Source organism: Candidatus Kuenenia stuttgartiensis (genome assembly GCF_900232105.1).
In the GTDB taxonomy this organism is placed as follows: domain Bacteria; phylum Planctomycetota; class Brocadiia; order Brocadiales; family Brocadiaceae; genus Kuenenia; species Kuenenia stuttgartiensis_A.
On record NZ_LT934425.1, the window covers coordinates 2,345,353 to 2,364,267 of the forward strand.

Below are 18,915 nucleotides of genomic sequence, written 5' to 3' on the forward strand. Positions count from 1 at the left end.
CTTTGGCCGCAACCAAATTTGTAATGCGAATATCGAAATATGAAATAATTTCAAGTGACAAAAAACTCAATACTCCAAACCTTGCGTAATGCATTTTGAAAAACTAGCATAAAAAACAAGAAGTTGATGGATAGTAGAATATGTAGTGCGACGAGGTTCGTCGCACTACAAATTACGATTTCCAGTTTCAAAAGGCTAAAGTGTTCCTTATTTCAACAATTCACCTTCCAGCTTTTGTATAATAAACGAAAGATTTTTATCATTCCCTGCCTTTTTGATGATAGTTTCATCACCATGTATTACGGTTGAATGGTCTCTCCCGCCAAGGTATCCCCCTATTTCTGTCAGGGACATATTGGTTAATTTTCTCGAAAGATGCATAGCAATTTGCCTTGGCAGCGCCACGGTACGCGTGCGGCGCTTCGATAAAAGCTCTGAAACGCTCACATTAAATTTTTTTGAGATAGCGCCGAGAACCGCTTCAATACTAACGGTTTTTTTACTGCCCGATATTTCCCGGGAGACCTTTCTGATGAAATCGAAAGAAACGGCATTATTTGTTGCCTTTGCTTCATTGCTCAGCCGCGCAATGGCGCCTTCCAGTTCCCGGATATTGCCCGGTATATTTTCCGCGAGGTATACGGCAGATTCATGGGAAACCTTAATATTCCAGGCGGCAGCCCTTTTTTCAACAATTGCGGCTCGTGTTTCCAGGGAAGGCGTACTAATGCCGCATACAAGCCCCCATTTAAAGCGGGATACCAAACGGTCTTCCATGTATGCAATAGATTCCGGGGGATAATTGCTTGTGATGACAATTTGTTTTCCGTCATTATAAAGGGCGTTGAAGGTATGGAAGAACTCTTCCCTGCTTCCGTAGGAATTCTCAAAAAATTGTATATCGTCCATCAAAAGCACGTCCACATTCCGGTAAAACTTTCTAAATGCTTCCATGTTGTTGGATTGTATTGCGGAAATGTAGTGGTTTACAAAATGTTCACAGGATAAATAGAACGTCTTCAAACGGCCTTGTTGAAGGATGAAATTATTAATGGCGTGCATAAGGTGCGTTTTCCCCAATCCACTGGCGCCATGGATAAAAAGAGGGTTATATGCATATCCCGGAGAGCCGGCAACGGAAACTGCCGCTGCGTGCGCCATACGGTTATATGCGGCAACAACAAAGTTTTCGAAGGTATATCTTTTGTTTATTGATGAGAGAGAAACAATATTCATAGACGATGCATTTGCATTAGAGATGTCATTGTCTTTGGATTGTAATTGCATTTGCGTTGTGATGGCAGGTTTTTCCGCCGAAATAATGTCGATTTCAAATGAGGGGTGCAGCAGTTTATACACTATACTAGAAATGAATTCCAGGTAATCTGCGCATATCCGGTTTTTTATGGAATCGCCTGGCACGGCAAACGTAATGCTGTTATCGGTAATAGAGGAGATTTCCATGCGGGAAAACCATTGGTCATATTGTTCCGGAGGAACGGTTTTTCGTATCTCTGCACGGATGCTTTCTATCAGGTAATCACTTTCTGTGGAGGTGAGCATCTGTATTGTTTGAAATCCATATGACGAGGGATTGAGTTGTTGTTTGTCGTTATCGTTATACATGGGAAGCCGCCTGTATATTTTCAATATGATAAAAGATCAAAGCCATATGCCATTTTTATCTGATTTTACGTTTATCTTGTTAATATTCAATAATTTATTGTTTTCGCATATTTCAATTTCAAAATGTCCGTGTATGCCATTGTGAGTGAGGTGTTTTTTTAACGACGATGCGGGAAATTTTATTGTTTCGCCGGACGCGGTAGTTGTCTGTATGTATTTCGCAGTGCCCCTATAGTAAGCCAGATACTCATCCGGAGAAATATTGAGTGAAAATTGAAAACGCCGTGTCGTGGTCATTTTAAATTGCGATAAATGAAATGGTGAGCGGTAAATAGGGTAAATATTCTATAATAATACGCCAAATACTTTCCTCATTCTCATTCTTCATTTACTTGCATGATAACAAACAGCACCTGCTATCATGGTAAAAATATTTTTAGCCGATGAATCAAGTATTTGATCATAGACGCTGCCGGTCGGGTTGCCGGGCAATCTGATACCGCACATGTCCGCTTCAAAGCCTTCTTTTAGCTGGCCGATAGCTGTTTCCATCCCTAGCGCCTTTGCGCCATTTTTTGTAGCGATTGAAAATAGTACCTTTGGTGGTAATGAATAATGGGTATGTAAAAATTTCATCTCTTCCAGTATGTCTAATGTATCATTACTTGCCAAACTGTCCGTGCCTAATCCTACGTTGATCCCTTTTTCCAGTAGTTTTGGCAGCGGATGATTTTTGTGGCCGAAGAAGTGGTGACTTTTTGGGCAAAAAGCTATGCTGGCGCCTGATGCATGTAGTAATTGAATCTCCTCTTCAGTAAGATAATTGCAATGAATTAGCAGTGTTTTTTCGTTTAACACCCCCGCTTCATATAAATATTGTATGGGTTTACGTTCCGGAGGTTGCCATCCTTCAGGCATTGCCTTTAATTTTTGCAGCAAAACAGGCAAATGCCCGGATCCTTTTGCGAGAAATTCAATTTCATCCTCTGTTTCTGCTATGTGGGTACAAATCAGAATGTTTCTTTCTTTGGCAAGTTGGGAAGCGGCCACATACAGTTCTTTCGAAACAGAATAAGGGGCATGGGGAGAAATGCCTGCATGGTAAAGGTCTGTGGCTTTTATTTTCGCCAATTCCATGGAAGTTTTTGCTATTATTTTTTGCGCATATGCAGGATTCAGCCCAATGATCTCTTTGTAAACAACCTTGCGAAGCGGGTTTTTTTCCAATACGGAAAACGAGTGTTCAGCACTTGCAATATCTGCCACCGTAGTTGTGCCGCCGGCGATACACAATGCGATTCCTTTTTTTATTGAAGCAATGGTGTCGTCTGCTTTCCATCTTGATTTTAGTGCGATTAGTTGAAATACCCAGTGTGTGAAATTGCTGGTGGGGGCAATAAGGTTTTTACTTTCCGTCAGGTCAAGATGAGTATGTACGTTTATAAGCCCTGGCAACAACGCAGTATTTTTCAAATCAATAATTGCCGCATTATCCCCCAGATTCCTGATTTCATCAAATGTACCCACCTTACGTATTTTGGTGCCTTCGATAGCTATGGCGCCATTTTCAATGTAGTGGTTATTGTCTTGTACAAGATACTTTGCTTTTATGACTATCATGAGTAATATGTTTTGTATTGCAAAAGATAATCGAAATGATTTCAGAAAGTATGAGCCTAAGGTTCATGTTAAGGGACTCGTAATTTTTCGTCATACCGTAGCAGTCGGCAGATTGCAGATTGTGGACTGCCAAATGTAGATTGCAAAAGTAACCATTAAATATTTTGCCAAAAAATGTAAAGAAATTACTGATAGTACTAAGGCATTGCCACCCAACTATGCCAATCAGGGCCTATATCTCCCCTGCGTTTGTAGCGTTCCATTAACGATTGGCACTGGCAGGTCATTTTTTGCTGACTACTATTTTCTGCTATTTTCTTTATAATTTGAGGAAAAAGTGCGACAGCACTTCTCACCGCTTCGCGGTCGCTGTCAGTTGCGAGTCCCTCAAACAATTCTCCCGCTTTAAAAGGTCTGCTTGCGATTCCCTCCGCGTAGTTTGTGACGTAACAGATAGATGCGTAACACATTTCTAGTTCTTTGGCAAGAAAGACTTCGGGGACAAGCGTCATGCCGACAAGGTCTCCGCCGTACAACTTATATTTTCTTATTTCAGCGGGTGTTTCCAGCCGCGGCCCCTGTGTGCACACATAGACGCCTTTGCCGGTAATGCCAATGCCTAGAAATTTTAGTGTGTGCAGGATACTTTCTCTTAAGGTGGGGCAAAAAACAGGAAACTGACGTATAAATCCGATTCCCAGATGCTTATAGAAGGTTGATTCTCTGCCATGCGTTTCGTCGATAATATCGTCTATCAATACGTATTCGCCGATTTTGTAATTTTCATTCATAGCGCCGGGGCCTGACCATGACACTATTTGCTTGGCGCCCAGTTCTTTTAGTGCGTAGATATTTGCCCTGTAGTTAACAAAGGGTGCGGTAACGCCGTAGCCTTTTTCGCCATGACGCGATAAAAAAAGCATTTCTGCATTAGCATCTCTGATGAAATATACCGGCTGCGACCGCCCGTAAGGGGTATTGATCTCCCCCAGCCTTTTGCCTTTAATGCAACCGCTAAGAAGCAAATCATAGGCCTGGCTACCGCCAATTACCGCAAGGGAGGCTTTGGTGTTGTTTACCAAGCGTGAACCTCCCGTTTTTTTTCTATCGCTTTTGTGGGACATTCTTCCGCACAGATCATACACCCTTTGCAGTTGTCATAATCAGCAAAGGGAAAACCCTCTTTATTAACGGAAATACAACTGTCCGGGCATCTGTTGACGCATATCATACATTTTGTGCAGGCATCGTAATTCCATTGGGGTTTAAATATTCTCCAGTTGCCGGTTTTTCGCCGGGGAGTGTTTGCTACGGAATATACCGCAGGGCTCGAAATAGTTGCAGGTTCAAAAGTAACAGAGAAGACGGGATTATCCTTATGAACAATTTCCTTTGCATCGATCATTACCGAAGAAATGGCATGGAAACAATAAAGAGAGGCCTTGATATTTTTTTCGATGAGGCCCCTATCCTGTATTATTTCTGACACTTCCTTTTCGACAGCTTGTCTTAAGAAATCTTCTTCCATCCTGGTAATCTTTGCCGCAACACCCCCCGACAGTGTGCTTAGAATTGGTTTCCCCAGCATTTCAAAACTGATTTTTGTAATGTCAAGCGTTATTGTTTGTCCGGTAAGATGGTATTTTGTTTTTATTTCTTCAGGGGTGTGGGTGGTATTGATAAAAACAATGCCGCCATTTTTTAATCCTGATAAAGGACTTGCTGCGGTATCGTCCAAAAGGGTCTCATCCATTATTATGATACCATCGGGGTCGCTTATTACTCCCCGTTCCTGTATTGGTTCTGAAGAAATACGTGTACAGGCTAGTATCGGTGCGCCCCTGCGTTCCGCCCCGTAAAGCGGAAAGTCCTGCGCATAAAATCCTCCTAAAAAGGCTGTTGTCCCCAGTATTCTGCTGGCAACTTTTGCGCCCTGGCCGCCTCTTCCGTGAAATCGTATTCTGTAAGTAAAGGTATTTTCTGTTTTCATGATAAAGAATTATCCGGTTCAAATAATTTTTTAACGTAGTACAAGATTATACTCAAAAAAATAGTTTCCAGGCAAGAAAACGTTTTTTTGGGTATTTTCAAGAGAAATGACGGTGCTGTTTTTTATAATACCAGGTTGTTCCGTAAAAAATACCAATGTTATTTTGCTAATATTGTTTACAGAGCAATCATTTAGCTTGACTTGCAAAAATGATACATATAGAATTTAGCGACTTTTGACTCATTAATTAACGAGGTGTATTGGGAAACTTAAATACAAAGGAAAACAAAGATGCTCCGATTAAACAAACAACGTAATACTTTAGAACCCGAAGAACATCATTTTGAATTGAAAGATTCGGAAGAACCGAATCTTTTTCGCGATATATTCCCGTACGACAAAGTGCCCAAGATACCATTCAATTACCGGCTTAATCCAATGAATATGCCTGAAGAAATCTGGATTACCGATACTACATTCCGGGATGGCCAGCAGTCAATGCCGCCTTATACGGTGAAACAAATAGTGGATTTATTCGATATGATACACAAGCTTGGCGGCAAAAGAGGGCTTATCCGGCAGTGTGAATTTTTTCTGTATAATGAAAAGGATAAGGAAGCCGTACGAAAATGTATGGAGAGAGGGTATAAATATCCGGAGATAACGGGCTGGATTCGTGCGGTAAAAAGCGATTTCAAACTGGCAAAAGAAATGGGGCTTAAGGAAACGGGTATTTTATGTTCCTCTTCTGATTACCATATTTATTTAAAATTAAAGAAGACGCGAAAACAGGCGTTGGAAATGTATCTGGATATCGTACGCGCGGCCCTGGAAGAGGGCATGATTCCAAGATGTCATTTTGAAGATATAACAAGAGCAGACCTTTATGGGTTTGTAATACCATTCGCAAAGGAACTCATGAAGCTGTCGAGAGAAAGCGGTATCCCCATAAAAATCCGTGCTTGTGATACCATGGGAGTGGGGGTAAGCTACCCCGGTGCAGCGCCGCCGCGCAGTGTTCCCGGAATTATTTACGGACTGACGCACTTTGCGGACGTCCCTTCCGAATGCCTGGAATGGCACGGCCATAATGATTTGTATTTAGCGATGAGCAATGCAACTGCCGCCTGGTTGTATGGTTGTAGTGTTATTAATGGGGCTTTGCTGGGTTTGGGGGAACGTACGGGGAACACGCCAATAGAAGCCCTGGTTATTGAGTACCTTGCGTTACGGGGCAACGATGACGAAATTGATACTACGGTAATTACTGACATTGCGGACTACTACCGGAATGAGATTGGATATCAGATCCCGCCAAATCAGCCTTTGGTAGGCTCTGGATTCAATGTGACCAGGGCGGGCATACATTCGGACGGTTTATTAAAAAATGAAGAAATCTATAATATTTTCGATACCACTAAGTTGTTGAAAAGGCCTGTAGGTGTTTCTATCACGGATAAGTCAGGAATTGCAGGGATCGTTCAGTGGATTGATATTTATTATAAATTGCAGGGAGATGAGAGAATCTCTAAGGACCATCCGGGCGTGGTAAAGATCAGGGAGTGGATTGATGAACAATATGCCATGGGCAGGATTACTTCTGTTTCCGAGAAAGAAATGGTTGAACTGGTAAATATTCACCTCAAAGACGTTTTTGCCGGCAGGTAGCATAAGGCATGGTAATGTCTGCCATGATAAATTTCACGGCGTATAATCGGCACCCAATTTCCGGTAGGCAGTGTTTTACCCTACATGCCTAAGCTAACATGGCAAAAACCAAACAAGCACGAAAACAGTTTTCAGTCTGCAATTTGCCGATTACAGATTGTAGATTGTAGAAGTTACCAGTAAATATTTTGCCAAAAAATGCTAAGAAATCACTGATAAGGGGTACTAAAGCCCCTGACATTTTTATTTTTCAAAAAACTAAAGCGTTACGGTTTTGAAAGAATACTTTGAGAGTATATGAATTTCAGGCAAAGGACATATTAAAGACGTATAGCATCTGTGTTCCCCGTGGGCGGGTGGTGTCAGCAGCCGACGACGCCCGAACGGCATATAAAGAAATCGGCGGCGGTAAGTGTGTGGTAAAGGCGCAAATACTTGCCGGCGGGCGCGGAAAGAGTGGCGGCGTCCGATTCGTCAATTCATCCGAAGAAGCAGAGTCATGTATCTCCGGCATGCTCGGCTCAAGGCTTACAACATATCAAACTAACCAGGAATCCTTTGAAATTAAACATGTTCTTCTGGAAGAAGCTGTTTCGATTCAAAAGGAGTTCTATCTTGCCATAACGATTGATCGTTCCTTACAATCACTTCTATTAATAGTGAGCGCTGAAGGCGGTGTTGCCATAGAAGATGTCGCGAAAAAGACGCCCGAAAAAATTTTCAAAGAACCTGTTGACCTGTTTTTTGGACTGCTGCCATTTCAGTTGCGTCGTATTACGGAAAAATTAATGATTTCAGCGAAACTGTCAGAGAAGGTAAACGAACTGATAAAAAAACTATTCTCTGTCTTTATAAATAAAGATTGTTCGTTGCTGGAAATCAACCCTTTGGTGCTCACAGAGAATAATGAACTGGTTGTGCTTGACGCCAAAATGGAGTTAGACGATAACGCCATTTTTCGCCATCCGGAGTTAGAGTACATTTTGGCGGAACAGGATATTCCGCCTGATGAAGCATTGGCAAAGAAGCATGGGCTGAGTTATATACACCTTGATGGAGATATCGGATGTCTTGTAAATGGTGCAGGCCTTGCAATGGCCACCATGGATAGTATTAAACTTTGCGGGGGGGAACCGGCAAATTTTCTCGATGTCGGCGGTGATGCGTCTCTGGAACAGGTGACGCGGGCGTTTAAAATAATTTTGTCCGACAGAAAAGTAAAAGCCGTCTTGATCAATATTTTCGGCGGCATAATGAAATGCGATGTGATCGCCGAAGGCATCATAAGGGTCGTCAAAGAAGCGGATATTCCATTTATCGTAAGACTGGAAGGTACTAATGTGGATTTGGCCAGAAAAATTCTTGACGACTCCGGGTTAAAAATTATTTCTGTCGGGAATATGAAGGATGCGGCACGTTTTGCGGTAAAGGCGTCAAAAGGTGAGTATATTAATCAATAAGGAAACAAAGGTTGTATGCCAGGGTATAACGGGACAAGCCGGAAGTTTTCATGCAATGCAGATGCTGGAGTATGGGACTAAACTGGTTGCAGGGGTAACTCCCGGTAAAGGTGGTACGATACATAATGGAATTCCCGTGTTCGGAAGCATGCTCGAGGCTGTTAATAAAACGGGGGCAAATGCCTCTGTAATATACGTCCCGGCCTCTTTTGCCGCGGACGCTATAATGGAAGCAGTGGATGCGGAGATAGCGTTGGTGGTATGTATTACGGAGGGAATACCCACACTGGATATGTTAAGGGTGGTAAAATACCTTGCCGCCGGAAAATCAAGGCTTATAGGCCCTAATTGCCCCGGCATTATTACGCCTGACGCTTGTAAAATCGGCATTATGCCTGGATACATTCATAAAAAAGGCAGCGTTGGAGTTGTTTCGCGCAGCGGTACCCTCACGTATGAGATTGTATGGCAACTTACGCAACAAGGTATTGGGCAATCAACATGTGCCGGGATAGGAGGCGACCCCATCATAGGAACGCATTTTGTTGATATCCTTAAGATGTTTCAGCATGATGAAGAAACATCGGCGATTGTGCTTATTGGCGAAATAGGCGGAAGTATGGAAGAAGAGGCCGCTGAGTATATAAAGAAGGAAATTACAAAGCCGGTTATCGGCTTTATTGCCGGCAGGTCAGCGCCGCACGGCAAGCGTATGGGACATGCCGGAGCAATCATTGCCGGTGATAAAGGCAAGGCTGTTACAAAGGTCGCAGCGTTGCAGGATGCGGGCGCCTTTATGGTGGATAACCCTGCGGATATTGGCATAACCGTATCTAAAATTTTAAAAGACGCCGGGAAGTAGATTGTCTTTTATTACCGGAGTAATTCATTGCGATTGCTCCGTTACGAGCGAAGCGCCACTTCGCTCACCAAATCCCAAATCCCAAATCGTAAATAGTAAAAAGAGAAACCACAGATTGCTCAGATAAAAAAATGATAAATCGTAAATCTCTCCGGTATTTTTTCTGTTTCCTTGATAATTGCTGAGGCATTTGCTAAAGTAGCCTCGTAGTACTACAACATAAATGTTTTTATAAAGGATTATTGCGGAAAACATGTTTTTGATTATGAGGTTAATGTATCGAATAGTGCCTCTTCTCTCTGTTTTGTTGAGTGTAATATCCCTGGATGCGCATGCCAGAGGGGTAAGTAGCAGCATTAAAAGCCACGTCATTGAGGTCGAATTCTCTCTGAATGAAAATAAGCTCAGAGCAGAGGATCATGTATGTGTGCAAAAGGGCGAGAGCAATGAGGTGCTGTTTCTCATCAACAAGTCGTTTAAGGTGACGTCAATAGCGTCTTCCGGTAAGGATCTGGCATTTAAGCCGGGAAAAATGGGAAATGCTCAAACAATGAAGATTACCGTCCCGGCAACGGTAAAAAGTAAGGAAACTATTTGTTTTGACATCAAATATGAAGGACTTCTTCCTTCTCTGCCTGACTCCTTCAGCGGAGAAGACATTGGCGCTACCTCCGGCATTATTGGAGAATATGGTGTTTATTTGAGTCCCGCGTGCAGATGGTATCCCGATATGGCTGATTCACTGGCAACATTCAAGGTTACCGTCGTTATGCCGAAAGAATATGAGGCCGTAACCCAGGGGATTCTTGTGAGTAAAAAAACAGCAGATAATAAAGTTTCTATAACGTGGGAGGAAGGCAATGTGTCCGAGGGGTGCAGCCTTGTGGCGGGGAAATATAAAGTGACGGCAGTGCGGCATAATGATATTGACATTTACGCTTACTTTTATCCGGAAGAACAGCCCTTGGTTGATACATATTTGGATGCAACAAAACGATACCTGGATATATACCAGGATTTAATTGGAAAATACCCGTATAAAAAATTTGCCATTGTTGAAAACTTCTTTCAAACAGGTTATGGTATGCCGTCATTTACCCTGCTGGGCAGCGAAGTAGTGAAGCTCCCCTTTATTGTTGACATTTCATTAGGGCACGAAGTTTTGCATAACTGGTGGGGAAACTCTGTTTTTGTTGATGATAGCCGGGGGAACTGGTGCGAGGGTCTCACGACCTATATGGCGGATTACTATTATAAGGAAATAAAAGGTGACGTTGCCGCAACGACCTATCGTAACGAGATTTGCAGAAAATATACCCATTATGTTACCACGCAGAATGATTTCCCACTGAAAATGTTTCTAGGCAGAAGCGACAAGGCAACGCAGGCTATTGGATATGGAAAAACGGCAATGGTTTTCCATATGCTGAGAAAAATGCTGGGCGATGAGGTTTTTTACCAGGCGCTCAGAGATTTTTATAAAAATATGCTGTGGCAGCGTGCGAATTGGGAGGATATTGAAAAGGTATTTGAAAAAGTGAGCGGCCTGGAATTGGCGTGGTTTTTTGATCAGTGGGTGAACAAAAAAGGCGCCCCCGTTATCGAATTGGGTGAAACGACTGTTAATAAGGAAGGAAATGCGTGGGTTGTAAAGGCTGAAATCCTGCAAAAAACGAACGAACCGTATCGTCTTCATTTGCCTGTCTACGTACAACTGGAGGAGGGCATTTTTCATACGACCGCCGAAATAAAAAACGCTTCTGACCGTATTTCCCTGCCGGTAAAATCCCGCCCCGAAAACATTGCGATAGATCCTTACACAGAGGTCTTCCGGCGCTTGCATGCGGATGAGATTCCTCCTACGATAGACCTTGTAATGGGAGACAGTAAAATTATCATCTATCCGGCAAATTGTGAAGATTCCATGAAGGTGGAATATAAGAAACTGGCGCATATCCTGGCGAATGAACGGGATTCTATTAAGGCGGATACCGAAATTACCGAAGTGGAAATAGCGCAAACAAGCTTGTTTATACTGGGTGGCGTGGAAGAAAACAAAATAAGCAAACTCGTTCAAAATAACTTACCCGTGGGATTATCGCTCACAAAAGATGCCTTTGGCGCTGATACCGTTATGTACGGCGATAAAAAGGATGCCTTTCTGGTAACAATAAAGCATCCTTCTCATAAGGAAAAAGGGATTGCTTTGTTTGCGGGATTTAGCCCCGAAGCGATAAATAAAGCAGGATACAAAATTCAACATTATGGGAAATACAGTTATCTTGTTTTTTCTGACGGAAATAATAGGGTGAAAGAGGTCGTTAGCATCGGGGATAGCCCGCTGCAAAAAACCCTTCAATGATTTGGTAGCTGGCATAGGCAGACCAAACAAACAATAAATAAAAAATACGAAATTCGAAGTACGAAATACGAAACGATTTTCAAAATACAAAGTCCCAATTAAAAACCGGGTTTTGAATATTTCCTAGACTCGTTACAAACAGAGAGTTTGGGAACAAGCAGAAATTTTCCTCATTACCTCCCCCAAAGGGGGAGAATGTTCCCCGCTGGCGTGGATGCAGGAAGTGGATTCGTATTTAGCATTTCGGGTTTTACTATTAGATTTGACTTGTCTTGCGAATATATATTGCAAAGGGTGTTTAATGGGATTTGTATTTTTGAAAGCAACATTTCATAGTTGAAATTGCTTTTGCGGGAACGGCGTGTGAAGCAGGCATATTTGCATGGTTTAATGTGTTTGAAATCAGCAACTTATGGGATATTTCAACTTTCATTTCTTTTTGTCCGGCGAGGGAACGGTTTTTGTCCGTTTACAAAGGATTGTTAAACTTTTTGGAAAACGGTGGGGCTGAATGAAACAAACACTATCTTTATCTTTGTGTATTTTTGCGTGGTTTTTTTATTGCACTCTTTTTTGTTCAGAAGAGATGCTGGCAGGTGAGCATTATACCGTGGTAGAGGTGCAGGATGGGGGATGCATTACCGGATATGTCATCCGTGGGGGGGACGCCGGGATGCCTTCAATAGACTTATATGCAGGGTGGGAATTGCCGAAATCTTCCCAGGTTATTTCTGAAAAGCTAGAAGTAAACAGGGTAAACAACGGTGTGAAGAATGCCATCGTCTCTATTTCTAATATTGTGCGGGGAAAAAAGGGGATAGTCCCGCCAATTCATCCCGTCATAGATCAGCAAAGGGGGGTATTCGTTCCTCGTGTAACGGCTATACTCGCCGGCACAACGGTTGATTTGCTGAATGGTGATGAGGAAATGCACAACATTCATACCAAATCAATGAGAAATCAACCTTTTAATCTTGGCATGTCGTATAAACAAAGAGTCTTGAAAAAATTTGATTATCCTGAGACGATAAAACTGTCTTGTGATATACACCATGAATATGCCTGGATTGTTGTTTTTGGGCATCCTTATTTTGATGTAACGGATAGGAACGGATATTTTGAAATATGCGATATTCCTGAAGGCACTTATGTGTTTAGGGTATGGCATGAAGAATTAGGAAAACGAGAAAAGGAGGTAATGATACGGCCGAGAAAAACAGAAAGTATAGAGATTGTTTATGAGCAGAATTAATGGGAAATGAACATTGTAACAATGACGGGTGATTTTTAATTAGGTTTTTTTTACATTCGCAACCGGAAAGGAGGATTTGCTGATATGAAACCTAAGGGTTTATTTTATACATTTGGCTTTCTGAGCGCCGCAGTATTTTCCTGTGCAGTGCTGACTGTTGTCATGCGCCCTAATACTGCATCAGCAATTGAAATTCCCAAAGAAGTTACTGAAGAAGGAAAAAATGTTTACAAGAAGTATTGTGCCCCTTGCCATGGTGAAGAGGGTGGCGGAGATGGACTACTTTCAAGATCGATGCTCCCCAAACCTCGCAATTTCACACTGGGGGCTTATAAGTTTAGGACGACACCAAGCGGTTCGCTTCCTACAGATGAAGATATTTATAGGACGATATCATATGGTGTACCAAATTCTACCATGATTCCCTGGGATATTTTAACCGAGGAGCAACGTGCTTCCGTAGTGCCGGTTCTCAAGAGTTTTTCAGAAGCCTTCGAGTATCGCGAACCGGAACCTTCCGTTGATGTTGGTCTGCCGTTGAGACCGACAGAAAGAACCATTTTGGCAGGGAAAAAAATATATGAAGAAAAATTAGAATGCTGGAAGTGTCATGGTGTTGAAGGTCGCGGAGACGGCCCAAGCGCATCGGAACAGGAAGACGATTTTGGATTTCCGATAAAACCATTCGATTTTACTACTGGTAAGTTTAAAGGCGGCAATTCGCCAACTGATGTTTATCTGAGATTTACCACGGGCTTGAACGGAACACCAATGCCTTCTTTCGCGAAAGAACTTAGCGATGACGAAAGATGGTATTTAACCCATTATGTTATGTCACTCGTTCAACCAGAGAAATGTAGAAAATAAAAAATTAATAGTTTTCTGTCTTTAAATGTTGACCATACGGAGGTGTTTTGAAATGAAAAAGATATTATTGGGCATGGTTGCGTTTGCTGTGATGTTGCCCGCTATAGTGGAATGGACTTCGGGCCAGTCAAATGTAGCCTGGGCTACAGAACAAAAAACCGAAGAGATTCCACCGCCAGATTTGTATAAGGATACGCCTGCCTGGTACCAGGCAGTTTACAAAGACAATGTTGGGCTGAGTGAGGGTTCAGGTCCATTTACCAAGTACTTTAAGGCACAGATGCTGGATATGTACTGGCAGCCGAACAGACATTATGAACCAATGGAAAATCTGGACCATTCAATTTTCATTGAACAGGAGAGGAGGGATTTGTGCGTTATATGTCACGAGGAAGCCACCCCAGGCATAGTAGCGGACTGGAGGAGTTCCGGACATAAACATCCAAAAAGCACCCCCTATCTTTCAAGCAAGACCGCCCAGATAGAGAAAAACGTCGGCAGGGTTCTAGACGAGGTACACTGCTTTGATTGCCATGCCGATACGGAAAAGAATCAGATAAGGATGCCTACCGGTGAAGTATGCGGCGGATGTCATAGGCAGCAGTTTGATGAATTCCTCAGGGAAAGAGAGGTTGGCCGCCCAAACCACTTACAATCATGGGAGGCGAATACTATAGTTCCTTGGTATGCAGAGGCTGCGAGAAGGGGCTATTTATATGGACAGCATGGTTGTGATATGTGCCATTCCGGGGCTGAAAAGTGCGATGTTTGTCATACCAGGCACAAGTTCAGCGCTGTAGAGGGCAGGCAGCCAGAAGCCTGTATGACGTGCCATATGGGTCCTGATCATCCTGATGCAGAATCCTATGGCGAATCAAAACATGGCAAGATTTATGAAAAAGAGGAAGAACATTACGACTTTACAAAGCCACTCGTAGAAGTTCGTCCCGGAGAGGATTATCGTACGCCTACATGTCAGTACTGCCACATGTACGAAAAACATGGCAGATTTATTCATAATCCTGTTATGAAGGGTATTTGGCGTATGGGAACGGTTCCGCCTTCTAACTTAGAGTATACCTCTTCGCTCAAGGACTATCCTTACGGAATTAAGATCATCGCAGATAAGATCGATATTTACTCAGAGGAAAATGTTGCCAAGAGGTCATATTGGTTAGAGGTTTGCGCTAAGTGCCATAGCGACCGTTTTGCGGATACCTACCTGAAATCATTGGATCAATTCATGTTTCAGGCGCACACCCTTGCTGATCAGGCGCAAAAAATCGTTGAAGACCTGATTGCTGATGGTCTTTTATATCCTGATGCAGCGAACAGAGATCCCTATCCGTTAAGCGATGGGATTGTTAAAGAACTTAGTGCGGATTTCCTTGGCGAACCGGTTTATAATGCATTTAAGACGCTCCAGGGTAAATTCCCTGTTGTAGGACCTATTCTTGGCGTCTATGGTATGTTCTTGCAAATGCAGGATAATCCGTCTGACATCGAAAATATGTACAACAGATTATGGTTCTGGTATAAACTACAGGGGTACAAAGGAACTGCACACGCCCAGCAGGATGTTTCATGGTGGTGGGGACAGGCTCCTATGATGATGGAAATGACAAGGATACAGGCAGAAGCTGCTCGTTTACGCAGATTAGCCGGGATTGAAAAGACAATCTCCAAGTAAAAGAGCGACGGCATACAAAAATAAAAAGCCCATGATATGTATAATATCATGGGCTTTTTTTATTAAATGCGGACAAACATGAGAAAGTTGTAATATACTCAAGATGCTTATAAAATGTGAATTCTAAGTTGTTAATAGGGTGGCACTGATTTTATTTTATGGTTGGGTGGGTTAAAACGATAGCGAATTCACCTTCCCAGCTATAACACTACAACGGTATTTTTATTTCAGATATTGCGGCAATTTTTTGTATACTTCATCTGAAAATGAAAGAAACTACCCTGACAGGGTTTGGAACCCTGTCAGGGTTAATACACCATGCTTGCAAATACTATGTTGTTTCATTTGGTGTTTCAAACGCGTAGGGTGGATTAAGCGACAGCGAATCCACCTTTCCATATTAATAATTGTTGGATTCGGTGCGAAAAAACCGCGCCTTAATCCATCCTACTGCTTGACGGATTTTACCCACACCACATGATGGGGGAAAACTTATCATATTCTTGTGCAGGACGTAAGAATAAAATGTCGCTGTAGTGATAATTGCTTTTTAACAAATATACAAGAACTTACAAAAAATGAAACACTCTATTGTCGCTTGCGGTATACGTGTACATAATTTAAAAAATATTGACGTTGAAATTCCACATAACAAATTAGTTGTCATTACGGGTGTGAGCGGTTCTGGCAAGTCCAGCCTTGCATTTGATACCCTTTTTGCAGAGGGACAAAGAAGGTATGTGGAATCTTTTTCTGCTTACGCGCGGCAATTTCTTGAAAAAATGGACAAGCCTGATGTCGATCACATAGAAGGTATCCTGCCTGCAATCGCTATTCAGCAGAAAAATCCTGTAAAAAACCGTCGTTCGACTGTAGGCACCGCAACAGAAATCAACGATTACCTGCGGTTGCTCTATGCCCGCATTGGAAAGACGTATTGTAAAAGCTGCAAGCGGCAGGTACGGATTGACACTGTTTCGCATATTGTAGAATTTATACTCTCCTTGCCGGAGGGCACGAAATTTCTAGTCACATTTCCTCTCAATATCAGCCAAAAAATTTCGGGTGAGGAACAAATAAATCTCCTGAAAGAACGCGGCATAGTGAGAATCCTGGCTGATAACGACATTGTTGACATCACGAACGAACAAAACAGTTTTGACATCCGTGCCGCAAAGACTGTGTACGGAATTATCGACCGGCTGGTTGTAAAATACACAATAAAAGACCGCCTTATCGATTCTCTGGAAACCTCATACCGTATGGGTTCAGGGCACTTAAGTATCTTTTATACTAACGATGCGCTTTCCAGTGAAGCGATAAAACCATCAACAGATGATCTTGTGCGCATTCAGGATTCACCATGGGTTGAAATGAAATATAGCAAAAAGTTTTTTTGCAGTTATTGTGCAATTGAATACCCCGAACCGTCCCCTGCCTTATTTTCCTTTAATAATCCAATAGGGGCATGCCCCAAATGCCAGGGATTCGGTCACACGATAGACATAGATATGGATGCCGTTATTCCCGATAAAGAGAAATCTCTTGAACAGGGTGCGATAGTTCCCTGGAATACCCCCGCATACAGGGAGTTGTATGAGGAACTTGAATCTGCCGCCTCAAAATATGACATTCCCATGGATGTTCCTTTCCGGAAATTGACAAAAAAACAGTTGAATCTGCTTTTTGAAGGAACAAAGGATTTTTGCGGTATTAACGAATTTTTCAACTGGCTGGAAGGCCGAAAATACAAGATACACGTTCGTGTTATCCTTAGCAAATACAGGGGCTATAATGTGTGCCGCACCTGCGAAGGAACCCGATTGAAAAAAGAGGCGCTTACCATAGTAATTCAGCAGAGAAGTATTGCGGAAGTTTGCACTATGACCATAGAACAGGCGCACATGTTCTTTCAAAAGCTGCAGCTTTCTGACTATGAAAGAAATATTGCGCACTTAATCCTGCAGGAGATAACAAAACGTCTTGGCTATATGATCAAGGTCGGACTCGGATACCTCACTCTGGACCGTATGACTCGTACGTTATCAGGCGGTGAAGCCCAAAGGGTAAATCTTACCACATCATTAGGTTCTTCTCTGGTAAACACCTTGTACATACTGGATGAACCGAGCGTAGGGCTACATCCCAGGGATACTGACCGGTTGATTCATATACTGACGCGGTTAAGGGACATTGGAAATACCGTTGTTGTGGTGGAGCATGATGCGGAGGTTATAAAGAACTCAGATATGATTATTGATTTAGGACCCGGCGCCGGAGAAAACGGAGGGAGGCTTGTTTATCATGGCACCTTTGCACAACTGCCCGCAAATAACTGTTCTCTGACTGGGCAGTATTTAAAAGGAGAAAAGGCGATAAAAATACCTTCTTCCCGGAGAAAGCCTTCCAGAAAGGCTATCGTTTTAAAAGGCGCGTCGCAAAATAATTTAAAAAATATCGATGTCACATTTCCGCTTAATATGCTAGTCTGTGTGACGGGCGTTTCGGGGTCGGGAAAGAGTACGCTCGTACAGGATACTCTTTACGGCGCACTGAAAAAGAAGCTGGGAATTTATTCAGGGTTTGTGGGAAAACATACGGCCATTGAAGGTGAGAGGTTTATCAATGACATCCTTCTCGTTGATCAATCCCCTATTGGGCGCACACCACGTTCTAATCCCGTAACGTATATAAAAATATTCGATGAAATAAGAAAACTTTTTGCCTTCACGAGGGAGGCAAAAGCGCGCAAATTGACCATCGGTTCATTCTCTTTTAATATTGCCGGCGGAAGATGTGAGTTTTGCGAAGGCGCGGGATATGTAAAGGTTGATATGCAATTTCTTGCTGATATCTTTGTCACATGTGAGAAATGCGGCGGAAAGCGGTTTAACAAAAAAGTACTAGAGGTGAAATATAAAAATAAAAATATCCATGAAGTTCTGAGCATAACGGTGGATGAAGCAATTGAATTTTTTCGTGAATCTGTGAATATCACAAAGGTATTGAAGTGTTTGCAGGAAACCGGGCTAGGTTATTTAAAATTGGGTCAGCCAGCAACAACCTTGTCGGGGGGTGAAGCGCAACGTCTCAAGGTATCCACGTATATATCGCAGGAAAATATGGAGTCAATGCTCTTTGTCTTTGACGAACCAACCATCGGCCTGCATATGGATGACATTCAGAAATTACTGAATTGTTTTCAAAGATTGCTCCAGGCGGGACATTCTCTCATCGTGGTGGAACATAACCTTGATATTATTAAATCCTCCGATTATATTATCGACCTTGGCCCTGAAGGGGGCAATGAAGGGGGATATGTAATCGGATGCGGAACGCCGGAGAAAATTTCTAAAATAAAAACAAGCCATACGGGCGCATACTTAAAACCATACTTTTTGTAACACTTTAGTTTTTTGAAAAAATAAGGGCGAAGCATTTGCTCTGTTTGTGTTTGAACGCATTTATGACAATTTACGGCAAATGCTTCGCCCCTATACTGCGATTATTGGAATTTT

General features: G+C 42.5%; 13 protein-coding genes. 8 read left to right on the top strand and 5 right to left on the bottom strand.

Annotated features, from left to right (window positions below; translation table 11 throughout):
• Positions 1-207: 207 nt before the first annotated feature.
• From dnaA to KSMBR1_RS10815, 5 genes are all read right to left on the bottom strand, one after another.
• On the bottom strand, positions 208-1,626 hold the full coding sequence (gene dnaA, locus KSMBR1_RS10795) for a chromosomal replication initiator protein DnaA (RefSeq protein WP_099325339.1): 1,419 nt from the start codon (positions 1,624-1,626) through the stop codon (positions 208-210).
• A 36-nt stretch (positions 1,627-1,662) separates the two neighbouring features.
• Positions 1,663-1,923 carry a DUF2835 domain-containing protein gene (locus KSMBR1_RS10800; RefSeq protein WP_099325340.1) on the bottom strand — a complete coding sequence of 87 codons (261 nt, stop codon included), beginning with the start codon at positions 1,921-1,923 and terminating at the stop codon, positions 1,663-1,665.
• Positions 1,924-2,010: 87 nt separating this feature from the next.
• Positions 2,011-3,246: an amidohydrolase family protein gene (locus KSMBR1_RS10805; protein ID WP_099325341.1), complete on the bottom strand. Its 1,236-nt coding sequence runs from the start codon at positions 3,244-3,246 to the stop codon at positions 2,011-2,013.
• Positions 3,247-3,443: 197 nt separating this feature from the next.
• Positions 3,444-4,328 carry an MTAP family purine nucleoside phosphorylase gene (locus tag KSMBR1_RS10810; RefSeq protein WP_197705165.1) on the bottom strand — a complete coding sequence of 295 codons (885 nt, stop codon included), beginning with the start codon at positions 4,326-4,328 and terminating at the stop codon, positions 3,444-3,446.
• A complete protein-coding gene (locus KSMBR1_RS10815) occupies positions 4,322-5,236 on the bottom strand; it encodes a 2-oxoacid:acceptor oxidoreductase family protein (protein ID WP_099325343.1) in 915 nt (304 codons plus the stop codon). The genes KSMBR1_RS10810 and KSMBR1_RS10815 overlap by 7 nt, the downstream gene beginning before the upstream one ends.
• Positions 5,237-5,527: 291 nt before the next feature.
• On the opposite strand from KSMBR1_RS10815, the gene KSMBR1_RS10820 reads away from it, so the two are divergent.
• The 8 genes from KSMBR1_RS10820 to uvrA all read left to right on the top strand — a co-directional run bounded on the left by KSMBR1_RS10820 (position 5,528) and on the right by uvrA (position 18,801).
• Positions 5,528-6,904 (top strand): beta/alpha barrel domain-containing protein, encoded by a 1,377-nt coding sequence (locus tag KSMBR1_RS10820; RefSeq protein WP_099325344.1) that lies wholly within the window; start codon positions 5,528-5,530, stop codon positions 6,902-6,904.
• 287 nt (positions 6,905-7,191) lie between these two features.
• The gene (gene sucC, locus KSMBR1_RS10825) at positions 7,192-8,364 is read left to right on the top strand and encodes an ADP-forming succinate--CoA ligase subunit beta (RefSeq protein WP_099325345.1); all 1,173 of its coding nucleotides are present in this window, start codon (positions 7,192-7,194) and stop codon (positions 8,362-8,364) included.
• A complete protein-coding gene (gene sucD / locus KSMBR1_RS10830) occupies positions 8,345-9,226 on the top strand; it encodes a succinate--CoA ligase subunit alpha (RefSeq protein ID WP_099325346.1) in 882 nt (293 codons plus the stop codon). Before sucC ends, sucD begins: the two co-directional genes overlap by 20 nt.
• A 253-nt stretch (positions 9,227-9,479) precedes the next feature.
• Positions 9,480-11,588, top strand: a complete 2,109-nt coding sequence (locus KSMBR1_RS10840; RefSeq protein WP_099325348.1) for a M1 family metallopeptidase — start codon at positions 9,480-9,482, stop codon at positions 11,586-11,588.
• A 511-nt stretch (positions 11,589-12,099) separates the two neighbouring features.
• Positions 12,100-12,840: a cupredoxin domain-containing protein gene (locus tag KSMBR1_RS10845; protein ID WP_099325349.1), complete on the top strand. Its 741-nt coding sequence runs from the start codon at positions 12,100-12,102 to the stop codon at positions 12,838-12,840.
• A gap of 84 nt (positions 12,841-12,924) precedes the next feature.
• A complete protein-coding gene (locus KSMBR1_RS10850) occupies positions 12,925-13,707 on the top strand; it encodes a c-type cytochrome (protein ID WP_099325350.1) in 783 nt (260 codons plus the stop codon).
• Between the two features lie 52 nt (positions 13,708-13,759).
• On the top strand, positions 13,760-15,397 hold the full coding sequence (locus KSMBR1_RS10855; protein ID WP_099325351.1) for a multiheme c-type cytochrome: 1,638 nt from the start codon (positions 13,760-13,762) through the stop codon (positions 15,395-15,397).
• A 578-nt stretch (positions 15,398-15,975) separates the two neighbouring features.
• Positions 15,976-18,801, top strand: coding sequence for an excinuclease ABC subunit UvrA (uvrA, locus tag KSMBR1_RS10860; RefSeq protein WP_099325352.1), 2,826 nt, complete (start codon positions 15,976-15,978; stop codon positions 18,799-18,801).
• The last annotated feature ends 114 nt before the right edge of the window (positions 18,802-18,915 follow it).

Excerpts from the sequence above, each read along its gene's own strand:
- KSMBR1_RS10800 (WP_099325340.1), bottom strand. The coding sequence starts at position 1,923 with ATGACCACGACACGGCGTTTTCAATTTTCACTCAATATTTCTCCGGAT.
- KSMBR1_RS10805 (WP_099325341.1), bottom strand. The coding sequence starts at position 3,246 with ATGATAGTCATAAAAGCAAAGTATCTTGTACAAGACAATAACCACTAC.
- KSMBR1_RS10820 (WP_099325344.1), top strand. The coding sequence starts at position 5,528 with ATGCTCCGATTAAACAAACAACGTAATACTTTAGAACCCGAAGAACAT.
- KSMBR1_RS10855 (WP_099325351.1), top strand. The coding sequence starts at position 13,760 with ATGAAAAAGATATTATTGGGCATGGTTGCGTTTGCTGTGATGTTGCCC.
- dnaA (WP_099325339.1), bottom strand. The coding sequence starts at position 1,626 with ATGTATAACGATAACGACAAACAACAACTCAATCCCTCGTCATATGGA.
- KSMBR1_RS10850 (WP_099325350.1), top strand. The coding sequence starts at position 12,925 with ATGAAACCTAAGGGTTTATTTTATACATTTGGCTTTCTGAGCGCCGCA.
- uvrA (WP_099325352.1), top strand. The coding sequence starts at position 15,976 with ATGAAACACTCTATTGTCGCTTGCGGTATACGTGTACATAATTTAAAA.
- KSMBR1_RS10840 (WP_099325348.1), top strand. The coding sequence starts at position 9,480 with ATGTTTTTGATTATGAGGTTAATGTATCGAATAGTGCCTCTTCTCTCT.
- KSMBR1_RS10815 (WP_099325343.1), bottom strand. The coding sequence starts at position 5,236 with ATGAAAACAGAAAATACCTTTACTTACAGAATACGATTTCACGGAAGA.
- KSMBR1_RS10845 (WP_099325349.1), top strand. The coding sequence starts at position 12,100 with ATGAAACAAACACTATCTTTATCTTTGTGTATTTTTGCGTGGTTTTTT.